The following is a 22,489-nucleotide window of genomic DNA, read 5'->3' on the forward strand; positions in this document are numbered from 1 at the left end:
CTGCGGTTAACGCAGGCCCCGGGCCTCGGCCGCGGCGGTGGCCGCCGCGGCGTCGGCGAGGCGCTCGCTGCGACGGCGGCGGCGCGGTACGGCGTCGCCCGCCTCGGTCGGCGCGGCGGTCGCCGCGACCGCCGTGCGGCGCTGGCGCGGAGCCGGGACCTCGGCCGGGGTGGGCACGCCGACGGCGGAACCCTCCGGCCGGCCGGCCCGGCGCCGGGTCCGCGGAGCGGGCGCGGTGGCCTGCGGGGCCTCCGCGACCTGGCTGTTCACGGCGACCGCCGTGGCGGCGGCCTCCACCACGGTCGCGGCCGGACGGCTGCTCCGGCGGCGGCTGCGCGGGGCGGGCGCCTCGGCCGGGGTCTCCACCGGGGCCTCGGCGGCCACGGCGGCCTGGACCGGGACGTCGAGCGGGGTCTCGGCCGGAACCTCGGCGCTGACGCCGCCACGACGGCGGCGGGTGCGCGGGGCGGGGGCCGGGGCCGGCTCGACGGTCTCGGTCACCGCGACCGGGACGGAGGCCGGAACCTCGTCGACGGCCTCAGCGGCCTCAGTGACCTCGGTCACGATCACCGGGGCCTCGGCGGTGCCGCGCTCGGCACCGCCACGGCGGCGGCGACGGGTGCGCGGGGCCGACTCCTCGGCACCGGTGTCGGCCTGCGCCTCGGCGGTGATCTCCACCGTCCCGGCCGCGGTGGCCACGGCCGGCAGCTCGCCCTCGCCGGAGCGGGTGCGGCGGCGCTGGCGCTCACGGCGCGGACGCTGCTCCTCGGCCGGGGCCTCGGCGGCAGCCGCCGGACGGCGACCGTCCCCGCGACCGGCCTCGGTCCGTCCGGCGCGGCCTGCGGGACGCGCGTCCCGGCCGCCCGCGCCGCGGGGGGCGCGTCCGCCGGGCTCGCCCAGGTCCTCGATCACCTCGGCGCCGAGGCCCGCACGGGTGCGGTCGGCGCGCGGCAGCACGCCCTTGGTGCCGGGGGCGATGTGCAGCAGTTCGAACAGGTGCGGCGAGGTCGAGTAGGTCTCCTCGGGCTCGGCCAGACCCAGCTCGAGCGCCTTGTTGATCAGCGCCCAGCGGGGGATGTCGTCCCAGTCGACCAGGGTCACGGCGGTGCCGGACGCCCCCGCGCGGCCGGTCCGGCCGATGCGGTGGAGGTAGGTCTTCTCGTCCTCGGGGCACTGGTAGTTGATGACGTGCGTCACACCGTCGACGTCGATGCCGCGGGCGGCCACGTCGGTGCAGACCAGCACGTCCACCTTGCCGTTGCGGAAGGCGCGCAGCGCCTGCTCGCGCGCCCCCTGGCCGAGGTCGCCGTGCACCGCGCCGGCCGCGAAGCCACGGGTGGTGAGCTGCTCGGAGACGTCGGCGGCGGTGCGCTTGGTGCGGCAGAAGATCATGGCCAGGCCGTGGCCCTCGGCCTGCAGGATCCGCGAGACCAGCTCCACCTTGTCCATGGAGTGGGCCCGGAAGGCGTGCTGCTTGACCGAGGCGACGGTGGCGCCGGTGTCGTCCGGGGCGGCGGCCCGGATGTGCGTCGGCTGGGTCATGTAGCGCCGGGCCAGGCTGATCACCTGGCCGGGCATGGTGGCCGAGAACAGCATGGCCTGCCGCTTGGTCGGCAGCATGGTCATGATCTTCTCGACGTCGGGCAGGAAGCCCAGGTCGAGCATCTCGTCTGCCTCGTCCAGCACCAGGATGCGGACGGCGGAGAGGTCAAGCTTGTGCTGCCGGGCCAGGTCGAGCAGTCGGCCGGGGGTGCCGACGACCACGTCGACGCCCTTCTGCAGCGCCTCGACCTGCGGCTCGTAGGCCCGGCCGCCGTAGATGGCGAGGACCCGGACGTTGCGGACCTTGCCGGCCGTCTGCAGGTCGTTGGTGACCTGGGTGCACAGCTCGCGGGTCGGGACGACGACCAGGGCCTGCGGCGTCGACGGCAGGTCCGCGGGGGTGCAGCGGCCGGCGTCCACGTCGGCGGAGACCCGCACGCGGTCGATGATGGGGAGCCCGAAGCCGAGGGTCTTTCCAGTGCCGGTTTTGGCCTGGCCGATGACGTCATGGCCGCTCATGGCGACCGGGAGGGTCATCTCCTGGATCGGGAATGCATTGATGATGCCGACGGCCTCGAGGGCCTCTGCGGTCTCGGGAAGGATCCCGAGCTCTCGGAACGTAGTCAGGGCGATGCCTCTTCCGGTGTGTGCGGCCTGGCGGGGGGCGGCCGGGCGTCCGTACGTCGCGTACGTGCGCATTGACCGCAACCGGCTACCTCGCGGCCGTCCCGCGTGCCGGATCGTCGTCGCGCGGACTCGTTCGTCACGCGCGGGCGGGCGGCACTGCGGACAGCCATTGATGGGAGGTCCGGCGCGGGACCGCGAAGGTGCGGTCTGCGGCGGCCCTCGCTCGGCCACTGCGGGCCCTTCGTGTGTCCGTCCCCGGATCGGAAGGGCTGGGTCGGTCGGAGCCGATCGTTCCACCGACCGGGCATCCGCATTCGTGAGGGCCGGGGCGGGCTGCCATGGCAGCGCATACGCCGGTCCTCACTACCACCATACCCTCAAGCGAATGATCGAACATCTGACGCGGACCACAGTGTGCCAACTGTGACGGATAAAGTGCCGCGTATGGAGACTCCTCAGGACGGCCCGGGCGACACCATCGGTGACTGGGACAGCTGCTCGGCCGACCCGCAGTACCGCGCCGCCGTCCTCGACCTGCTGGGGGCGCTGGCGTACGGGGAGCTCAGCGCGTTCGAGCGGCTGGCCGAGGACGCCAAGCTGGCCCCGAGCCTGGAGGACAAGGCGGCGCTGGCCGGCATGGCCGCCGCCGAGTTCCACCACTTCCGGCAGCTGCGCGACCGGCTGACCGAGATCGGCGCGGACCCGACCGAGGCGATGCAGCCCTTCGCCGAGCCGCTGGACGCGTTCCACCGGCTGACCGCCCCGGCCGACTGGCCGGAGAGCCTGGTCAAGGCGTATGTCGGGGACTCCATCGCGTCCGACTTCTACCGCGAGGTGGCGGTCCGGCTGGACAGCGACACCCGCGACCTGGTGCTGCGGGTGATGGCCGACACCGGGCACGCCGGATTCGCGGTGGAGAAGGTGCGGCAGGCGATCGAGGCGGACCCGCGGATCGGCGGGCGGCTGGCGCTGTGGGGCCGGCGGCTGATGGGCGAGGCGCTGAGCCAGGCCCAGCGGGTCGTCGCCGAGCGGGACGCGCTGTCCAACCTGCTGGTCGGCGGGGTGGAGGTGCGCGGGTTCGACCTGGTGGAGGTCGGCAAGATGTTCAACCGGATCACCGAGGCGCACACCCGCCGGATGGCGGTGCTGGGCCTGGCCTCCTGAGATCAGGCGTGGTGCGGGTGCTGCACCGCCTGTGATCGGCGGTCCGGGCGGGCCAGCAGCGACACCAGCAGGCAGGCGCCGAGGGCCGAGATCGGAACGGTCGCGTACAGGTGCCCGGCGCCGAGGACGGCGTGGCCGAGACTCCCGGTCAGCAGCGCCGCGCACAGCGCGGTCAGCACCGTGATCCCGCGGTGGGCGGTGAACAGCCGCGGCAGCAGCAGCGCGGCGGCGCCCCCGACGGCCAGTCCGACCAGTGCGAACGCGAGCAGTTCCAGCAGCATCAGGTTGCCTCCTCCCGGTTGAGCGGATCCTTTCCAGGAGGTACCCAGGGTTGGCCCCGGGCATGCGGAACGTACCGTTCTGCGTTGATTCCTGGCCGGATTCCACCCGCGGGACGGACCTGCGGTGCGACTCGCGCGGGCGTCGGCTAGGGGAGCGGCGAGGGGAGAAGCCGGGGAACGAAACGTGCCCCGCCCCCGCCGGAGCGGGAACGGGGCACCTTCGAAGGGCGCTGCTACGACGTCAGATCGCGCCGAAGCCGACCTTGCGCGCCGTCTGCTCGCCGATCTCCACGTAGGCGAGGCGCTCGGCCGGAACCAGGACCTTGCGGCCGTGCTCGTCCGTGAGCTTCAGCAGCTTGGCGCTGCCGTCGAGCGCGGCAGCGACCGCGCTCTCGACCTCATCGGCAGACTGCGAGCTCTCGAGAACGATCTCCCGAGCCGCGTTCTGCACGCCGATCTTGACCTCCACGGCTACGTCCCTCCGGCCCCTCAAGGCGTTGCTTGTTCTTCCACGCGCGGATGATCGCGCCGTACGGGGCCAACCTTAGACCGAGCGGCAGCCGCCGCGGTCCGGCTTCAGTGGGCGGCCGTGTCGCCACCGTGCATGGGGAAGCCCTTGAGGCCGCGCCAGGACAGGCTGGAGACCAGCCGGACCGCCTCGTCCTTGGGAATGCTGCTGCCCTGGGCGAGCCAGAAGCGGGCGGTGATCTGGCACAGGCCGCAGACGCCGACGGCGAGCAGCATGGCCTCCTCCTCGGGGAGGTCGGTGTCCTCCGCGATCACCTTGCTGACCAGGGTCGCGGTCGCCCGGGTCACCGCCTCGACGCGCTCGCGCACCGCGCTCTCATTGGTCAGGTCCGACTCGAAGACCAGCCGGAACGCGCCGGACTCGGCCGCGACATAGGCGAAGTACGCCTCGGTCGTGGCCAGCACCCGGAGCTTGTTGTCGGTGGTGGCCTCCAGCGCGGTGCGGATGGCCTCGACCAGGGCGTCGCAGTGCTTGTCCAGCAGCGCCAGGTAGAGCTCCAGCTTGCCGGGGAAGTGCTGGTACAGCACGGGCTTGCTGACACCGGCGCGCTCGGCGATGTCGTCCATGGCAGCGGCGTGGTAGCCCTGGGCGACGAACACCTCCTCGGCGGCACCGAGCAGCTGGTTGCGTCGGGCGCTCCGCGGCAGGCGACCGGTTGCGGTCTTGCCTGTGCGCGGGCGCTCGTCCGTGTCCTGAACAGCCGTCACGGTGCTCCTCACTCACGGTTGGGCGGGTGATGCCTAGGCCGCCATCCTACTTGTCGGTAATCCTCTGCGCCGCAGGTCGCCGAAAGAAAGTCCAGCCGATGTGTTGTGGAAATCTGACAACACAGGTCGGAGCATTAACTGTCTTCTTGGTGTATATCGCGCAATTCGACGGCGACGCGCGGTGGCTCGGCGGTGTCCGCTCCGGCAGCCTCCGCTCGTAGCATCGTGGGTATGAGCAGCGGACTGAGTGAGATGCCCGAGACAGTGATCCCGGACGAGATCCCGGCCGGAGCGGACGCACCGGGCCTGCGGGACCTGGCGGTACCGGGATGCGACCTGCACATCGCCGCGATGCCGCCGGAGCGGGCCGGGCTGCCGCCCGCCGTCTTCGTGCACGGCCTCGGCGGCTCCACCCAGAACTGGGCGCTGCTGATGGAACGCCTGGCCGGGGACGTCGACGGGCACGCGGTCGACCTGCCCGGCTTCGGCCAGTCCCCGCCGCCGGACGACGCCGACCTCTCGGTCACCGCGCACATGCGGGCCGTCGTCGACTACCTGGAGCTGGCCGGACGCGGCCCGGTGCACCTGTTCGGCAACTCGCTGGGCGGCGCGGTGGCGACCAGGCTGGCCGCGCTGCGCCCGGACCTGGTCCGGACGCTCACCCTGATCTCGCCGGCCCTGCCGGAACTGCCGCCGCAGCGCACGGCGCTGCCGACCGGACTGCTGGCGGTGCCCGGCATCCCGGCCGCCTTCACCCGGCTGACCCGGAACCAGCCGGTGGAGCAGCAGACCGAGGGCCTGCTCGACCTCTGCTACGGCGATCCGGGCCAGATCGACGCCGAGCGGCGGAGGCAGCTGGTGGACGAGTACCAGCGCCGGATGGCACTGCCGTACACCATGGACGTGCTGGCCAGGACCGCGCGCGGAATCGTCAGGGCCTACACCGAGCGCGGGCCGCAGACGCTGTGGCGGCAGGCGGAGCAGGTCACCGCGCCGGTGCTGCTGGTGTACGGGCTGCGGGACAAGCTGGTCTCGTACCGGATGGCCAGGCGGGCCGGGCTCGCCTTCCGGGACTCCCGGCTGCTGGTCCTGCCGGAGGCCGGGCACGTGGCGATGATGGAGTACCCCGAACTGGTCGCGGGCCAGTTCCGGGAGCTGCTGGCGGGGGTGGCGCGGGTGGCCGCTCAGCCGTAGACGGCGTGGCAGGCGGTGTCCTGGGCGCTGCCGAGGGGCCACCGCCCGAGCTGTTCGCCCAGGTCACAGGGGGTTGCCCGGCGGTGCGGCGGCTTCGGGGCCGGTGCGGGGAGCGCCCGGGGGTGCCGCCCGCCGCGGACCCCGGCGCTACCGGGGGCGGGACGGCGCGTGGTGGTGTGCGGCGCGGGGACCGGGGGCCCGGTCGCGGGCCCGGCGGCGGGGTCGGCGGTGGAGCCGGCGACCGCCAGGGTGAGCACCGGGGGCGCCTCGGTCGGCAGGACGAAGGACGGGCCGGCGGCCGGGGTTGGGGCCGGGGCCGGGGTGGTGCGGGCCCCCGCGCCGGGCGGCGGCACCGGCGGCCACGGTGTCGCCGCGGTGCAGCCGCCGACCAGGGGGCCGAGGCAGAGCAGGGCCAGCGCGGCCCAGGGCGACCGGGCGGGTGTGCGGGCCATGGGCACCTCCTGCAGCAGCCAACGAGCGAGGGGCGCCGGGGTCACCGGGGGCCGCGCCGCGGGCAGGACGACGGCGAGGGCGGCGGCGAGGGCCGTGGGCAAGCACAACGCCGCAGCAAGCCGGGGGTTCCGGGGGTTCACTCCTTCGGGTGGCATGCGGCCGGATGGTCGAGTGGGTGTCAGTCCCTGCACGTAGTTTCGTCCCGTCGGGCCGAACAGACGTCGGGGGAGTGCCGGTCGGAAGCGACCGCACACAGCACATCGTCGGCTCCGCCCCCACCCAACCATCGTTCTACGGCTCCTGGAGGTCTCCATGCGCATCGCATTGCTCACCGAGAGTGGCTTCCCCACTGCCGAGAGTGCCGAAGGCGGCTGGTGCGACCGGCTCACCCGAGGACTTCCCGAGCACGAGTTCGAGATGTACGCCCTGGGGGCCTCCCGGCGCGAGGCCAGGCCCGAACCGCTTCCGGACCGGATCTCCGCGCTGCTGCCGAGCACCCCGGTCGCCGCCGTGCTGCACGGCCGGGCCCGCCGCCGGGCGCTGCGGGCCTACCGGGCCCTGATCCGCTCGCTGGTGGTGCCCGGAGCGGGGACCGAGTTCGGCCCGGCCCTGTACGCGCTGGCCGACGCCGGGCGCGGCGGCGGCCTGCCCGCGCTGCTGCGGTCCGGCGCGGCGTTACGGATCCTGGAAAGCAGTTGGCAGGCGCCGGGGGCGATCGGTGCCGCCGGATCCGGCGCGGCGGTGGAACCGCAGGTCAGGGATGTGCTGGTGGCGGCCGACCTGCTGGCGTGGAATCTGCGCGCCCTCTCCGCCCCCTGGTACGGCACGGAGCAGGACCCCGGCCGTGACCACTGGTGGTCGCCCGGCCGGCTGCCGGGGCGGGCCGCCGCTCCGGCCGGCCTCGCCGCGGTCGACCTCTGCCACGCCGTCGGCGGGGGCCCGGCGGCGCTGCCCGGCCTGCTGGCCAAGCACTTCTACGGAATACCCCTGATCATCACCGAGCACAGCCTCCACCTGCGCGAACGCGCTCGCGGCTACCGCGACGCGCCGTACCGGCGACCGGTCCGGGCGCTGCTGCTCACCTTCTTCCGGCTGCTCGCCCGCGAGGCGTACCAGCAGGCCGGGCTGATCACGCCCGGCAGTTCCTACGACCAGCGCTGGCAGATCCACTGCGGCGCGGATCCGGCGACCGTCCGGGTCGTCTACGAGGGCACCGCGGAGGCCGAACGTCCCGCCGCCGGGGCCGAGCCCGAGGTGCCGACGCTGGTCTGGAACGGGCCGATCGATCCGTACGGCGGTCTGGAGACCATGCTGCGGGCCCTCGCCGAGCTGCGGGAGAGCCACCCCGCGGCCCTGCTCCGGGTGCACGGTTCGGCTCCGACCGGGGCCGAGCCCTATCTGCGGCACTGCCGTGAGCTGGTCGGAAAGCTGTTCCCCGAGGAGCCGGAGGCAGTGGTCTTCGAAGCGACGGACCCGTCCGGCCGCGCCGAGCGGCCAGGGGCGGTGCACGAGCGCGGCAGCGTGATCGTCTTCTCGGGCACCCGGGGGGCCGCGCCCCGGCTGATCGCCGAGGCGATGCTGAGCGGACGCCCGGTGGTCGCCACCGACGTCGGCGCGGCCAGGGAGGTGGTCGGCCCGACCGGGCTGCTGGTCCCGGCGAGCGACCCGCGGGCGCTGGCCACGGCCTGCGCCGCGCTGCTCGGGGACGAGGAGCGGCGGGCCAGGCTCGGCAACGCCGGCCGGCTGCGGGCCCGGGAACTGTACGCGGTCGAGCCCTCGGCCGGGGCCTTCCGCGGGCTCTACCTGGAGCTGGTCTCCCGCTGGCCGCAGCCGGAGCCGGCCCGGGGCGGGTCCTCGGCGCGGCGGCCCTTCGGCCGAACCGCCGAGGCCTGGGTGGCGGCGGAGGCCGCGGTGGCGCCCCGGCGCGGGCCGGTCCGGCTCGCCGACCTGCACCGGACCTCGCCGCAGCGCGGACAGCTCGGCGCCGAGCTGCGGCGGACCGACACGGCCGGCCCGGAGCAGCTCAGGACCGAGCAGCTCAGGACCGAGCCGCTCAGGGTTGAGCCGCTCAGGGTTGAGCCGCTCAGAGCGGAGCCGGTGCGGACGGCGGTTCCGGTCGGGGCGGTCGCCGAGGAGGCGGGTGCCGGATGAGCGGGAGCCGCGGCGCGGCCCCGCCCGCTCCCCCCGTACCCCAGCCGTCGCAACCGCCGCCGCCGACCGCGGACCCGGTGCACGATCTGCTGGTCCGTCACCTCCCGCTCTGCGAGGCAGCGGTGCACCCGCTGGAGATCGCCGCCGAGCTGGAGGCGGCGGGCATCGGCCCCGGCACCGCCGGGCGCTACCGGCACGCCGATGTCTTCTCGCTGGCCGAGGAGCTCTACGCCCGGGTGCCGCGCCGCGGCTCCGGGCCGCGCACGCCGCCGCCGGAGAGCCCCTGGCGCCGCCGTGCCGTCCCGGCGCTGGGGATCGGGCTGTTCTTTCTGCTGCCCTGCGCCGCCCTCTGGCTGGCCCGGGCGACCGGCGGCGCGCAGCGCGGGTTCGGCGTCGAGCTGACCGTGGTCGGGCTGCTGGCCCTGGTCGCGGCCGGCAGTTCGGGCCGGGGCCACCCGTTCCCGGCCAGGTTCGGCTTCGCGCTGGGCACGGCCGTGCTGCTCGGGCTGAGCGTGACCGGCGGCGCGAGCCTCCCGGTCGCCGCCGCGCTGGCCTGCTCGGTCGGGTCGGCCGAGTGGTGCGCCCGCTGGTTCCGGCACATCGGCTGGGGCCACCTGGGCGCGGCCCGTTCGCAGGCCGAGTTCCGAGAACGGATGCGGCCGGTGCTTCCGGTCGCCCTCGCCCTGCACCTCACCGCCCTGTCGGCGCTGACCTTCGCCGCACTGGCCCTGCAGCGCGGACGCGGCGCCGACGGCGGCCTCGCCGCGGCGGTGGCCGGGGCGGACGGCACCGCCTGGGCCGCGCAGGAGTGCGCCGGGGCGGTGCTGCTGCTGGTGCTGCTGCTCTGGCGCTGCGGACGCCGGCAGGACGCGCTGGCCGCGCTGCTCTGCACCCCGGCCGCGGTGGGTGTGGCGGCGGCCGCGGTCGGCGCCGGGGCGCCCTGGCAGCAGGCAGGCGACCCCGCCCTCGGCAGCGCGCTGCTCTGGGGCTTCGGGACCACCGCGGCGCTGCTGCTGCCCTACGCCTGGGCGGTGCTGCGCCGTCCCGGATCCCACCGGGCGACGCCCCCCGACTGAACCCCCCTTACCCCCACCCCTTTTTGTCCCCACACCCTTTTCCACTCCCTCTGTACATCGCGGGTCGTTCACTGGCCCGCTCAAGGAAGGACCGCACCATGAGGGTGCTGCTGCTGGGCGCCGATGGATTCATCGGCCGCCGTGTTGCCGACCGCCTTTTCGCCGACTCCGAGCTGCAGGTGACCGTGCTCGGCCGGCGGGACACCGCCGACATCCGCTTCGACCTCGCCGCCGGCAGCCCGGGGGCGCTGGCCAGGTTCCTGGACGCGGTGATGCCGCGGGTGGTGGTGAACTGCGCCGGGGCCACCTACGGCAGCCCGCGCGACCTGGTGCGGGCCAACACCCAGGCGGTCGCCACGGTCTGCGAGGCGATCCGGCGCAGCCACGACCCGGCCAGGCTGGTCCATGTCGGCTCGGCCGCCGAGTACGGCCCGGTGCCGATCGGGACCTCCACGGCGGAGGCCTCGGAGCCCCGTCCGCTCGGCCCCTACGGCGTCACCAAGCTGGCCGGGACCGAACTGGCGCTGTCGTCGGGCCTGGACGCGGTGGTGCTGCGGATCTTCGACGCGGTCGGCCCCGGGGTGCCCGCGGGATCGCTGTTCGGCCGGCTCTCGGAGAGCCTGCGCCGGGCGCTGGAGCGGGGCGAACCGCAGGTCCGCTCGGCCGACCTGTCGGCCTTCCGCGACTTCGTGGACGTCCGCGACGTGGCCAGGGCGGTGCAGGCGGCGGCGGTGTCCGCGGCCACCGGGGTGATCAACATCGGCGGCGGCAACGGGGTCAGGATGCGCGACGCGGCGCACCTGCTGGTCCGTGCCTCGGGCTTCGACGGACGGCTGATGGAGGAGACCCGCAGCCCGATCCCCGGCGCGGACGGCGGGACCGAGCGTCCCGGCGAGGTGCTGTGGCGGCAGGCGGACATCCGCACCGCGCGGGAGCGTCTTGGCTGGCGGCCCCGGGTCCCGCTGGAGGAGTCCCTCGCGGACATCTGGATGGAGACCGCCTGCCGGGTGTGACCCGGTGCGACCCGTGGTTCCGGTGGTGCCCGCCCGTCTCACCAGCCGTCTCGTACCTCGGACCGGAGGGGCTGGAATAGCGGCGGGCGTGGCACTGTTGGCCGGAGAACCGTACAGAAACCCGATCACCGGAGTCCCCCGTGTCGCTGCCACCCCTGGTCGAGCCGGCCGCTGAGCTCACCGTGGACGAGGTCCGCAGGTACTCCCGCCACCTGATCATCCCGGACGTCGGGATGGCCGGGCAGAAGCGGTTGAAGAACGCCAAGGTGCTCTGCGTGGGCGCCGGCGGCCTCGGCTCTCCCGCGCTGATGTACCTCGCCGCGGCGGGTGTCGGCACCCTCGGCATCGTCGAGTTCGACACCGTCGACGAGTCCAACCTCCAGCGCCAGATCATCCACGGCCAGTCCGACATCGACCGGTCCAAGGCCGAGTCGGCCCGCGACTCGGTCCTGGAGATCAACCCCTACGTCAACGTCATCCTGCACGAGACCCGCCTGGACGTGGACAACGTCAAGGAGATCTTCGCGCAGTACGACCTGATCCTCGACGGCACCGACAACTTCGCCACCCGCTACCTGGTGAACGACGCCGCGGTGCTGCTCGGCAAGCCCTATGTCTGGGGCTCGATCTACCGCTTCGACGGCCAGGCCAGCGTGTTCTGGGCCGAGCACGGCCCCTGCTACCGCTGCCTCTACCCCGAGGCCCCGCCGGCCGGCATGGTGCCGTCCTGCGCCGAGGGCGGCGTGCTCGGTGTGCTCTGCGCTTCGATCGGCTCGATCCAGGTCACCGAGGCCATCAAGCTGCTCACCGGGATCGGCGAGCCGCTGGTCGGCCGACTGATGATCTACGACGCCCTGGAGATGCAGTACCGCCAGGTCAAGGTCCGCAAGGACCCCGACTGCGCGCTCTGCGGCGAGAACCCGACGGTCACCGACCTGATCGACTACGAGGCCTTCTGCGGCGTCGTCAGCGAGGAGGCCCAGGAAGCGGCCATCGGCTCCACCATCACGCCCAAGCAGCTCAAGCAGTGGCAGGACGACAACGAGGACATCTTCCTCATCGACGTCCGCGAGCCCGGCGAGTACGAGATCGTCAACATCCCGGGCGCGGTGCTGATCCCCAAGGGCGAGTTCCTGATGGGCGACGCGCTGGAGCGGATGCCGCAGGACAAGAAGATCGTGCTGCACTGCAAGACCGGGGTGCGCTCGGCCGAGGTGCTGGCGGTGCTGCACTCGGCCGGCTTCTCGGACGCGGTGCACGTCGGCGGCGGCGTCATCGGCTGGGTCAACCAGATCGAGCCGGCCAAGCCGACGTACTAGTCCGGCCGCAGCAAAGACGAAGGGCCCCGCCGGACGGCGGGGCCCTTCGTGCGTGCTACAGCGCCTGCTTGCGCTGGAGGAAGCTGAAGGCGATCCAGCCGGGGAAGACCGGGAGCCAGAAGGTCATCAGCCGGAACACGATGACCGCGGGCGCCGCCACCGTGCCGGGCAGTCCGCCCAGCGTGCTGAGCAGGGTGATCAGCGCCGCGTCGATGGTGCCGATGCCGCCGGGCACCGGTACCGCGGAGCCGGCCGCGTTGCCGGTCAGGTAGATCACCGCGATGGTGGCGAAGGGCAGCGAGCCGCCGAAGGCGCGGATGCTGGCGTCCAGGCAGGCCACGAAGGCCAGCGAGACCAGGATGATCCCGCCGAACCCGGTGGCCAGCTTGACCGGTGAGCGCACCAGGTCCAGCATCCGCGGGACCACGCCCAGGAACAGGCTGCGGACGTGCGAGGTGAGCCAGCGCCGCAGCGGCGGGATCGCGGCGGCCACCAGCACCAGCACGGCCGCGATCAGCAGACCGGCGATGACCGACCGGGACGAGGGGATGTCGGAGTTGTTGCCGGTCCCGCCGGCGATGAAACCGAAGCCCAGCAGCAGCAGGATGTGCATCCCGAGTCCGACCAGCTGCGACGCGCCCACGCTGGCCACCGCCTGGCCGGAGCGGATGCCGGCCCGCTGCAGGAAGCGGGCGTTCAGCGCCACCCCGCCGACCGCGGCCGGGGCCACCAGCTTGACGAAGGATCCGGCCACCTGCGCCATGAAGGTGCGCCAGAAGGGCAGGCGTTCCGGCACGAACCCGGTCAGGCTCATCGCCGCGCCCACATAGCTGAGCACCGAGGCCGCCAGCGCCACCAGCACCCAGATCCAGTTGGCGTGGGAGAGCGCGGTGACCGGGTTGTTGGCGATCAGCTGGCCGAGCAGCAGGTACGCGGCGAAGGCGCCGGCGATGACGGTGATCAGGGTCTTCGGCTTGAGCCGCTGCAGCCGGGCCGGGTGCACCGGGGCCTCGGGGACCACTTCCAGGATCTGCTCCCGGATCTGCCCGAGGAAGTCCTCGGCGTCGGGCACGTCCGCCAGCGCGTCCTCGACCTTGACCCCGGACTTGATCTGCTCCTCGCGGGCCGCGGCCACCTCGGCCTTGCGGTCCCGGTTGTGGTGCTTCAGGGCGATCCGGGTGGAGCGGTGCAGCCCGACCGGCTGCAGCAGCGGCAGCGCGCTGGCCGTGCGGGCGGAGCCGAGCACGGCGTTGGCCGAGGCGACGGCCCGCTCCGGGCCGACCCGCAGCGCCAGCGTGGTCAGCATCTGCGCCAGGTCCATCCGCAGGGTCAGCTCGCCGGAGGCGATGTCGCCGCCGGCCAGGTTGATCAGGCAGATTCCGCCGGTATTGGTGACCAGCAGGGATTCGGCGGTGAGCCGGCGGTGCGCGATCCTGCGGTCGTGCAGGGCCCTCACCGAGGCCCAGGCGTCGGCCAGCGCGGAGTCGGTCAGCTCGGCGTCGTCGGCGGCCTCCAGCGAGCGGCCCTCGACCCGCTCGTAGACCAGGATCACCGCGTCGGGGCCCAGCTCCGAGGTGGCGATCAGCTTGGGGGAGTGCGCGCCGGCCGCGTTGGCGGCGTAGGCGATCAGGGCCTCCTGCTCCAGGGCCTGCCGCAGCGACTGCGGGCTGGAGCGGACGGCAACGGTGCGCAGCTGGAGCCGTCGCCAGAGCCGGTAGAAGAAGCCGGTGGCCTGCTGCTCCCGGTCGATGACGTGCACGTCCAGCGGCGAGGCCGAGTCCTGGATCACCAGATAGCGGCGGGTGCCCTCGGGGCCGTCCGAGGAGCGGTGCGCGCTGAGCGGGGCGAAGCCGACCTTTCGCAGCCCCGCCAGCAGGTGTTCACCGGTGGGGCGGACGTTCGGGGTGCCGACGGCGTAGAGGGTGCCGTAGGCGACGCTGAGGCCCAGCAGGATCGTTGCTGCAATGGACAGCGGGGTGGTGTGGCCGCTGATCAGCTCGGAGAGGCTGTCCAGCAGCACCACGCTCCACAGCGCCACCCGCCAGCGCGGGCGGCTGGCCATGCCCACCGCGGTCATATAGGCGATGACCGGGGTCAGGTAGCCGTGCACCGGGTCGGTGACCGAGGTGGTGCCGAGGATCGGCACGGTCAGCGCCGCCGTGATCGACTCGGGGGCCGACTTCACCACCCAGAGGTCGACCGCCAGCGAGATGCCGTGCGCCAGCACCGCCGCCAGCACCCCGTCCGCGACCCGCAGGCCGTCCCGCTTGACCAGCCGCTCCACCGCGAAGGCCAGCGGCACGATCAGCACGGCGGCGGTGGAGACCACCCCGGTCAGGGTGGTCAGGAAGTCGGGGACCTTGGTGACCCCGCTGGCGATGTCGAGCTGCAGGCCGCTGGTGGTGGAGGTGGCGATGCTGGCCAGCACGAAGACGGCGGCGATGCCGAGGATGCCGAGCAGGAAGCGGATCAGGTCGGCCGGGCGGTGCACCCGGGCGGCGAGCAGCGGCTCGTCCACCGAGACGTGGGAACTGGCCCGGGTCTCGGCCGGCAGGGTGGATCCGGGCTGCTTGACCAGGTCGACCGTGGTGAGCGCCGCGGCCTCGTCGTTCAGTCGCCGCAGGCTGTCGTCGGACACGGCGTCGGGCATGGCTCCGGAGGCGTCCGCTGCCTGGTCGGCGCTCGCGCTTGATCCGGTCATCTGAAATGTGTGCCTTCTGGTTGCCTGTCACCGACCCTTCAAGGGTGGCATGGGTGGGGGACGCGTGTCGGACCGCGGTGCTCCGGTGCGGTGGAGTTCCTGTGCGGGTCCTGGCCGGATGCTACATTCCTCCGCCCGGGTGAGCGAGGAGGTTCCTGGACAGTGCCGTCCGTACGTGTCGGTGTCCGTCGGTGTCCCTCGGCGTCCGGAGCCCCTGGTGTCGGTGGGGTGGGACACAATGCCTCGGGTGAGTGATGACGACGGGTCGGACGTGGAACCGGGCGGGCTGCCGCCGTTCGCCGAACTGGTGCTGGAACTGACGGAGCGGATCCCCGCCGGGCTGGTGATGACCTACGGTGACGTCGCCGAGTTCCTGGAGCAGGGCGGCCCGCGCCAGGTCGGCCGGGTGATGGCGCTGTACGGCGGGTCGGTGCCCTGGTGGCGGGTGGTGCGGGCGGACGGCGCGCTGCTGCCGGGCCATGAGCTGCGGGCGCTGGAGCAGTACCGGATCGAGGGCACCCCGTTGCGGAGCGTGCGCGGCCGGGGTCCGGCCCGGGGCTCGGCGGCGGCCGAGGACCTGCCCCGGGTGGACCTGGCCAGGGCCCGCTGGGACGGCCGGTGACGGGGTCGGGGTGATTGCAGGGAACGGGGGACAACAGGGTGATAAACGGGGAGGATCGTAGGCTCGCGGTAGCGGGAGGCACCTGAGATCCCGTTCACCCCCTGCGTGTCCCTGTACCTCCCCTGGACCGGCCCCATGAATCCGCAGCCCGCCACCACCGTGCGCGGGGGCGCGTACCGTCTGGTGCGCGACCCGCTCGCGACCCCAGCGCCCCCCGTGCTCGACGCCTTCCAGCAGGCGGTCGTGGAGCACCGGGGCGGCCCGCTGCTGGTCCTGGCCGGGCCCGGAACCGGGAAGACCACCACGCTGGTGGAGGCGGTCACCCAGCGGATCGCCGAGGGGGTCGGGCCGGAGGAGATCCTGGTGCTGACCTTCAGCCGCAAGGCAGCCGTGGAGCTGCGGGACCGGATGACCGCGCGCAGCGGGGCCGGGGGCGTCGGGGGCGCGGGCGGTGTGCCGCAGGCCACCACGTTCCACTCCTTCTGCTACGCCCTGGTCCGGGCGCACCAGGACGCCGAGCTGTTCGCCGACCCGATCCGGCTGCTGTCCGGGCCCGAGCAGGACGTGATGGTCCGCGAACTGCTGGCCGGCGGCGCGGAGGACGCCCGCAGCGGCTTCGGCATCCGCTGGCCGGACGAGCTGCGGGCCTGCCTGACCACCCGCGGCTTCGCCGACGAGGTCCGCGCGGTGCTGGCCCGGGCCCGTGAGCTGGGCCTCGGCGAGGACGCGCTGCGCCGCTTCGCCGAGGGCGTCGGCCGCCCGGACTGGCACGCCGCCGCCGAGTTCCTGGCCCAGTACCTGGACGTGCTGGACGCCCAGGGCGTGCTGGACTACTCCGAGCTGGTGCACCGCGCGGTGCTGCTGGCCGAACGGCCCGAGGTCCGCGAGCAGCTGCGGCGGCAGTACCGGGTGGTCTACGTCGACGAGTACCAGGACACCGACCCGGCCCAGGTCCGGCTGCTGCGCGCGCTGGCCGGGGACGGCCGGGAGCTGGTCGTGGTCGGCGACCCGGACCAGTCGATCTACGCCTTCCGGGGCGCGGACATCAACGGCATCCTCGACTTCCCCCGGGACTTCCCGCAGGCGGACGGCCGCCCGGCGGCGATCCGGGTGCTGCGGGTGTCCCGCCGCTCCGGCGAGCTGCTGCTCGCGGCGACCCGTACGGTCACCCAGCGGATGCCGATGGGACGGCTCCCGGCCGCGGCGCTGGAGCAGCACCGCAGGCTGATCCCCAGCGGGAAGGGAGGCCGGGTCGAGGTCTACACCTACCCGACGCCGGGATCCGAGCTGGACAACATCGCCGACCTGCTGCGCCGCGCGCATCTGGAGGACGGCGTGCCGTGGAGCGAGATGGCGGTGCTGGTCCGGGCCGGCGGCCGGTCGATCCCCGGCGTGCGGCGGGCGCTGAGCTCGGCCGGGGTGCCGCTGGAGATCGACGGCGACGACCTGCCGCTGCACGCCGAGCCGGCGGTCGCGCCGCTGCTGGCCGCGCTCCGGGTGTGCGCGGTCGGCGCGGTCCGGGACCGGCACCGTACCGGCGCCGACCGGGAGGCGGCCCCCGACCCGGAACACCCGTCCGACGTGGAACCGTACGGGCAGGACCCGCTGACCACCGAGGTGGCGCACACCCTGCTCACCGGCCCGCTCGGCGGCCTGGACGGCGCCGACCTGCGCCGCCTCGGCCGCGCGCTGCGCGAGGAGGAGCGGGCGGCGCTGCGGCCCGGGCCGGAGCTCGCCGAGGCCGGGCCGACCCGTACCGTCCGGCCGGGCGAGGTGCTGATCCGGGAGGCGCTGGCCGAGCCGGAGCGGCTGGTCACCCTGGACCGCTCGTTCGCCGGGCGGGCGCTGCACCTGGGCCAGCTGCTGCGCAAGGTCCGCGAGATGATCGCCGGCGGTGCCTCCGCCGAGGAGGCGCTGTGGGCGCTCTGGGACGGCTCCGAGCGCTGGCGCCGCCGGCTGGAGACCGCGGCGCTGCGCCCCGGCAGCGGCGGGCGCAACGCCGACCGCGACCTGGACGCGGTCTGCGCCCTGTTCGAGACGGCGGCCCGGGCCGAGGAGCGGGTGAAGGGCCCGCGCGGCGCGCTCAACTTCCTGGCCGAGCTGGAGCAGCAGGACATCGCCGCGGACACCCTGTCCGGACGCACGGTCCGCCCGGACGCGGTGCGGCTGCTCACCGCGCACCGCTCCAAGGGCCTGGAGTGGCGGCTGGTGGTGGTCGCCGGGGTGCAGGAGGGCCTGTGGCCCGACCTGCGCCGTCGCGGCTCGCTGCTGGAGGCGGACCGGATCGGCCGGGACGGCCTGGCCGAGCCGCTCAGCCCCGGCGCGCTGCTGGGCGAGGAGCGCCGGCTGTTCTACGTCGCGGTGACCCGGGCCAAGGAGCGGCTGATCGTCACCGCGGTGAAGGCCCCGGCCGAGGACGGGGACGAGCCCTCCCGCTTCCTCCGCGAGCTCTACCGGGAGGGCAAGGACGGCAGCCGGGTCCCCGAGGTGACGGTCGAGGACGTGACCCACCGTCCGCGCCGTCCGCTCGCGGTGGCCGCGCTGGTCGCCGAGCTGCGGGCGGCCACGGTGGACCTGAGCCGGACCCCCGAGCTGCGCGAGGCGGCGGCCCAGCGGCTGGTCCGGCTGGCGGCGCTGACCGACGACGACGGCTTCCCGCTGGTGCCCTCGGCGCATCCGCAGCGCTGGTGGGGGATGGCCGATCCGACCGTGAACACCGTCCCGGTCCGCGACCCGGAGCAGCCGCTGCAGCTGTCCGGCAGCGCGCTGGAGTCGGTCAACTCCTGCGGCCTGCAGTGGTTCCTCGGCCGCGAGGTGCACGCGGAGCAGGCGTCCAGCGGGGCGCAGGGCTTCGGCAATGTGGTGCATGTGCTGGCCGAGGAGGTCGGCTCCGGGCGGACCCCGGCCGACCTCGGGGTGCTGATGGAGCGGCTCGACACGGTCTGGGACGCGCTGGCCTTCGACGCGCCGTGGAAGTCCGAGCAGGAGAAGGGCGAGGCCAGGGCCGCCCTGGAGCGCTTCCTGACCTGGCACGCGAGCGAGCGCGGCCGGATCCCGGTGGCCACCGAGCACCCCTTCGAGGTGGAGCTGAAGGTCGGCGACCACCTGGTCCGGATCCGCGGCAGCATGGACCGGGTCGAGAAGGACACCGCGACCGGCGCGGCCTTCGTGGTCGACTTCAAGACCGGCAAGCGCACGGTCTCCGGACCCGACCTGCTGACACACCCTCAACTCGGGGTCTACCAGCTGGCGGTGGACGAGGGCGCGGTGGACGGCCTGGAGGCGTTCGAGGGCGAGCACCCCGAGCCGGGCGGCGCGGAGCTGGTGCAGCTGCGGCAGGTGGCCGGCAAGGGCAAGGAGGACCGGCCCAAGGTGCAGTCCCAGCCCTCGCTGCGGGAGGACCCGGCCTGGATCGAGGGCCTGCTCGCCGAGGCCGCCGACCGCATCGTCAACGAGCGCTTCACCCCGACCGTCGGCCCCGGCTGCGACCACTGCTCCTTCCGCCGCAGCTGCACCGGCCACCCGGAGGGCCGCCAGGTCGTGGAGTGACGGAGCGGTCGGGCCGGGGATCCGGTCGGCGGCTGTCGGTGCCGACCGCTAGCGTTCCAGGGGTGAGTCCTGCCATCACCCACCCCGACCAGCTCAGGCTGCTCCTCGGCATCCCCTTCACCGAGGAGCAGCTCGGCGCGATCACCGCGCCGTTGGCGCCCGCGGTGATCGTGGCCGGCGCGGGTTCGGGGAAGACCACGGTGATGGCGGCCCGGGTGGTCTGGCTGGTCGGCACCGGGCAGGTACGGCCGGAGCAGGTGCTGGGGCTGACCTTCACCAACAAGGCGGCCGGGGAGCTGGCCGAGCGGGTGCGCCGGGCGCTGGTGCAGGCCGGGGTGGTCGACCTCGACCCGCTGACGGCGGAGGACGTGCTCGGCGAGCCGGAGATCTCCACCTACCACGCCTTCGCCGGGCGACTGCTCAAGGACCACGGGCTGCGGATCGGCCTGGAACCGGATGTGCGGCTGCTCGCCGACGCCACCCGCTACCAGCTGGCGGCCCGGGTGCTGCGCGCCGCCCCGGGCCCGTACCCGGCGCTGACCAGCGGATTCTCCACGCTGATCGCCGAGCTGCTGACCCTGGACGGGGAGCTGGCCGAGCACCTGGTCGAGCCCGACCGGCTGCAGGCCTTCGACACCGGCCTGATCGCCGAGCTGGCCCGGGCCAAACTCAGCAATGACGAGCTGCGCAAGGTCCCGCAGGCGGCGGCTGCCCGGCTGGAGCTCACCGACCTGGTCCGCCGCTACCGCCGCCGCAAGCAGGAGGCGGGGCTGATGGACTTCGGCGACCAGATCGCCGCCTGCGCCCGGCTGGCCCAGGGCAGCCCCGAGGTGGGCCGACTGCTCCGGGAGCAGTTCCGGGTGGTGCTGCTTGACGAGTACCAGGACACCTCGGTGGCCCAGCGGCTGCTGCTCGCCGGGCTGTTCGGTCAGAGCCAGCACTACTCCGGTGGCCATCCGGTCACCGCCGTCGGCGACCCCTGCCAGGCGATCTACGGCTGGCGCGGCGCCTCGGTGGCCAACCTGGACGACTTCCCCCGGCACTTCCCGGCCGCCGACGGCGCCGACGCGGCCCGCTACTCGCTCAGTGAGAACCGCCGCAGCGGCGGGCGGCTGCTGGAGTTCGCCAACCGCCTGGCGGCGCCGCTCCGGGAGATGCACGAGGGCGTGGCGGCCCTGCGCCCGGCCCCGGGCGCGGAACGGGACGGCTTCCTCCGCTGCGCCCTGCTGGACAGCTACGACCAGGAGGTGGCCTGGCTCGCCGACTCCATCGCCCACCTGGTCCGCACCGGGACGCCGCCGGGCCGGATCGCGGTGCTCTGCCGGGCCGGGCGCGAGCTGTTCCCCGACATCCATGCCGCGCTGGTGGCCAGGGACGTCCCGGTGGAGGTGGTCGGCCTGTCCGGGCTGCTGAACCTGCCCGAGGTCGCCGACCTGGTCTCCACCTGCGAGGTGCTGCAGGACCCGACCGCCAACGCGGCGCTGGTGCGGCTGCTGGTGGGCCCGCGCTGGCGGATCGGCCCGCGCGACCTGGCGCTGCTCGGCCGCCGTGCCGCCGACCTGGTCCGGGTCGGCCGGGGCGGGGACGACCAGGACCGGCTGGCCGGGGCCGTCGCGGGCACCGACCCGACCGAGGTGGTCTCGCTCGCCGACGCGCTGGAGACCTTTCTGTACCCGGACCCGGCCGGTGGGCCGGAGCTGCCCTTCTCCGACGAGGCAAGGGCCCGCTTCGCCCGCCTCGCCGCCGAGATACGGGAGCTGCGCCGGGCCCTCGCCGAGCCGCTGATGGACGTGCTGCACCGGGTGCTCGCGGTGACCGGCCTGGAAGTCGAGCTCTCGGCCTCCCCGCACGCCCTGGCCGCCCGGCGGAAGGAGACCCTGCACGCCTTCCTGGATGTCGCGGCCGGATTCGCCGACCTGGACGGGGACCCCTCGCTGTCCGCCTTCCTCGGCTTCCTGCGGGCGGCCCAGGAGTTCGACCGGGGCCTGGACAACACCCTCCCCGGCGGCGACGACACGGTGAAGGTGCTCACCGCGCACAAGTCCAAGGGACTGGAGTGGGACGTGGTCGCGGTGCCCGGCCTGGTCAAGGGGGTGTTCCCGGGCGAGAAGGGCCGCGAGCGCTGGACCAGCCGCCCCGAGGCGCTGCCGCACGCGCTGCGCGGCGACGGGGAGACCCTGCCCGGGACGCCGCCGTGGACCAGCGTCGGGATGAAGGCCTTCACCGCCGAGATGAAGGAGCACGCCGCCACCGAGGAACTGCGGCTCGGCTACGTCGCCTTCACCCGGCCCCGCGATCTGCTGCTGGCCTCCGGGCACTGGTGGGGGCCCTCGCAGAAGCGCCCGCGCGGGCCGTCCTCCTTCCTGCAGGAACTGCGCGAGTACTGCGAGAGCGGGGTGGGCGGCGAGATCGAGGCCTGGGCGGAGCCGCCGGCGGAGGGCGCGGAGAACCCCTCGCTGGCCCGCACCGCGGACCAGGTCTGGCCGCTGCCGCTGGACCCGGCGGCGCAGGCCGCTCGCCGCGAGGCCGGCACGCGGGTCCTGGCCGGCCTCGCCGCGGCCGCCGCGGCGCCGCTGCCGTCGTCGTCGGAGCCGCCTGCCTCGTCCGAGCCGTCCGAGCCGCTGGACGAGGAGCCGCCGCCGGACGACCTCTGGGACGAGGGGCCCTACGACGAGGCGTACGACGGGGCCGACGACGGCCCGCCGCCGCTGATCCCCGAGGACGCCCGCACGGTCGCCTCCTGGGACCGTGACCTGGAGGCCCTCTCCGGCGAGCTGCTGCGCGCCCGCCGTACGGTCAGGGACGTGCCGCTGCCGGCCTCGCTGACCGCTTCGCAGGTGCTCCGGCTGGCCGCCGACCCGGAGGGCTTCGCCCGGGAGCTGGCCCGGCCGATGCCGCGTCCGCCGCAGCCCGCGGCCCGCCGCGGCACCCGCTTCCACGCCTGGGTGGAGGCCAGGTTCGAGCCGCTGATGCTGCTCGGCGAGGACGAACTGCCCGGCGCCGAGGACGACGGGATCGAGGACGAACGGGATCTGGCCCGGCTCAAGGAGGCGTTTCTGCGCACCCCCTACGCCTCGCTCACCCCGTACCGGGTGGAGGCGCCGTTCCAACTGCTGCTGGGCGGCCGGGTGGTGCGTGGCCGGATCGACGCGGTCTACCGCACCGGGGACGGCGATTCCGGGGACGGCGGGTTCGAGGTGGTGGACTGGAAGACCAACCGTCAGCAGACCGCGGACCCGCTCCAACTCGCGGTCTACCGGCTGGCCTGGGCCGAGTCGGCCGGGGTTCCGCTGGACCGGGTTTCGGCGGCTTTCCTCTATGTACGCAGCGGAGACGTGGTGCGGCCGGATTCATTGCCGGGACGGGAGGAACTGGAGCGACTGGTGACCGGCATTACTCCGAATGGGCTGTCCATGGGTGTAGGGGCCACGGAAGATATGTGAAAGGACTGTGCAGCATGTCCTTTTCGTGCCTAATGTGGAGTCAGTAACCAGTCAACTTCGGCCTCTTGGGAGAACTGCCCAGAAACAGCCGGTCCTGCCCACTTTCAGCACAGCGCCC

General features: G+C 74.1%; 15 protein-coding genes. 9 read left to right on the plus strand and 6 right to left on the minus strand.

Annotation, left to right across the window (positions count from 1 at the left end):
* Positions 1-6: 6 nt before the first annotated feature.
* The gene (locus tag ACEZDG_RS22370) at positions 7-2,241 is read right to left on the minus strand and encodes a DEAD/DEAH box helicase (RefSeq protein ID WP_380512376.1); all 2,235 of its coding nucleotides are present in this window, start codon (positions 2,239-2,241) and stop codon (positions 7-9) included.
* Between the two features lie 372 nt (positions 2,242-2,613).
* On the opposite strand from ACEZDG_RS22370, the gene ACEZDG_RS22375 reads away from it, so the two are divergent.
* Positions 2,614-3,333 (plus strand): ferritin-like fold-containing protein, encoded by a 720-nt coding sequence (locus ACEZDG_RS22375; RefSeq protein WP_380512378.1) that lies wholly within the window; start codon positions 2,614-2,616, stop codon positions 3,331-3,333.
* Between the two features lie 2 nt (positions 3,334-3,335).
* On the opposite strand, the gene ACEZDG_RS22380 is transcribed toward ACEZDG_RS22375, so the two are convergent.
* From ACEZDG_RS22380 to ACEZDG_RS22390, 3 genes are all read right to left on the minus strand, one after another.
* Complete coding sequence (locus ACEZDG_RS22380) at positions 3,336-3,614, minus strand: hypothetical protein (RefSeq protein ID WP_380512380.1); 279 nt, start codon at positions 3,612-3,614, stop codon at positions 3,336-3,338.
* A 241-nt stretch (positions 3,615-3,855) separates the two neighbouring features.
* A complete protein-coding gene (locus ACEZDG_RS22385; RefSeq protein WP_380512382.1) occupies positions 3,856-4,083 on the minus strand; it encodes a DUF3107 domain-containing protein in 228 nt (75 codons plus the stop codon).
* Positions 4,084-4,190: 107 nt separating this feature from the next.
* Positions 4,191-4,850, minus strand: a complete 660-nt coding sequence (locus ACEZDG_RS22390) for a TetR/AcrR family transcriptional regulator (RefSeq protein ID WP_380512384.1) — start codon at positions 4,848-4,850, stop codon at positions 4,191-4,193.
* Positions 4,851-5,081: 231 nt separating this feature from the next.
* Here ACEZDG_RS22390 and ACEZDG_RS22395 point away from each other — a divergent pair, with 231 nt between their 5' ends.
* Entirely contained in the window at positions 5,082-6,044 is a 963-nt protein-coding gene (locus ACEZDG_RS22395) for an alpha/beta fold hydrolase (protein WP_380512386.1), read from the plus strand.
* On the opposite strand, the gene ACEZDG_RS22400 is transcribed toward ACEZDG_RS22395, so the two are convergent.
* Entirely contained in the window at positions 6,035-6,496 is a 462-nt protein-coding gene (locus tag ACEZDG_RS22400) for a hypothetical protein (RefSeq protein ID WP_380512388.1), read from the minus strand. The two genes, ACEZDG_RS22395 and ACEZDG_RS22400, sit on opposite strands and share 10 nt — an antisense overlap.
* Positions 6,497-6,809: 313 nt before the next feature.
* Between ACEZDG_RS22400 and ACEZDG_RS22405 the strand changes: the two genes are divergently transcribed.
* The 4 genes from ACEZDG_RS22405 (at position 6,810) to moeZ (ending at position 12,056) form a co-directional block, all read left to right on the plus strand.
* The gene (locus tag ACEZDG_RS22405; RefSeq protein ID WP_380512390.1) at positions 6,810-8,648 is read left to right on the plus strand and encodes a DUF3492 domain-containing protein; all 1,839 of its coding nucleotides are present in this window, start codon (positions 6,810-6,812) and stop codon (positions 8,646-8,648) included.
* Positions 8,645-9,724, plus strand: coding sequence for a hypothetical protein (locus ACEZDG_RS22410; RefSeq protein ID WP_380512392.1), 1,080 nt, complete (start codon positions 8,645-8,647; stop codon positions 9,722-9,724). Before ACEZDG_RS22405 ends, ACEZDG_RS22410 begins: the two co-directional genes overlap by 4 nt.
* A gap of 98 nt (positions 9,725-9,822) precedes the next feature.
* Positions 9,823-10,737 (plus strand): NAD-dependent epimerase/dehydratase family protein, encoded by a 915-nt coding sequence (locus ACEZDG_RS22415; protein ID WP_380512394.1) that lies wholly within the window; start codon positions 9,823-9,825, stop codon positions 10,735-10,737.
* A gap of 140 nt (positions 10,738-10,877) precedes the next feature.
* Positions 10,878-12,056, plus strand: a complete 1,179-nt coding sequence (moeZ, locus tag ACEZDG_RS22420; RefSeq protein ID WP_380512395.1) for an adenylyltransferase/sulfurtransferase MoeZ — start codon at positions 10,878-10,880, stop codon at positions 12,054-12,056.
* A gap of 55 nt (positions 12,057-12,111) precedes the next feature.
* On the opposite strand, the gene ACEZDG_RS22425 is transcribed toward moeZ, so the two are convergent.
* Positions 12,112-14,757 (minus strand): flippase-like domain-containing protein, encoded by a 2,646-nt coding sequence (locus ACEZDG_RS22425; protein ID WP_380512397.1) that lies wholly within the window; start codon positions 14,755-14,757, stop codon positions 12,112-12,114.
* 238 nt (positions 14,758-14,995) lie between these two features.
* Between ACEZDG_RS22425 and ACEZDG_RS22430 the strand changes: the two genes are divergently transcribed.
* The 3 genes from ACEZDG_RS22430 to ACEZDG_RS22440 all read left to right on the plus strand — a co-directional run bounded on the left by ACEZDG_RS22430 (position 14,996) and on the right by ACEZDG_RS22440 (position 22,371).
* Positions 14,996-15,379, plus strand: coding sequence for an MGMT family protein (locus tag ACEZDG_RS22430; RefSeq protein WP_380512399.1), 384 nt, complete (start codon positions 14,996-14,998; stop codon positions 15,377-15,379).
* A gap of 135 nt (positions 15,380-15,514) precedes the next feature.
* Positions 15,515-18,928, plus strand: a complete 3,414-nt coding sequence (locus ACEZDG_RS22435; RefSeq protein WP_380512400.1) for an ATP-dependent helicase — start codon at positions 15,515-15,517, stop codon at positions 18,926-18,928.
* Between the two features lie 62 nt (positions 18,929-18,990).
* On the plus strand, positions 18,991-22,371 hold the full coding sequence (locus tag ACEZDG_RS22440; protein WP_380512402.1) for a UvrD-helicase domain-containing protein: 3,381 nt from the start codon (positions 18,991-18,993) through the stop codon (positions 22,369-22,371).
* The last annotated feature ends 118 nt before the right edge of the window (positions 22,372-22,489 follow it).

The organism is Streptacidiphilus alkalitolerans (genome assembly GCF_042511045.1).
Classification (GTDB): Bacteria; Actinomycetota; Actinomycetes; order Streptomycetales; family Streptomycetaceae; genus Streptacidiphilus; species Streptacidiphilus alkalitolerans.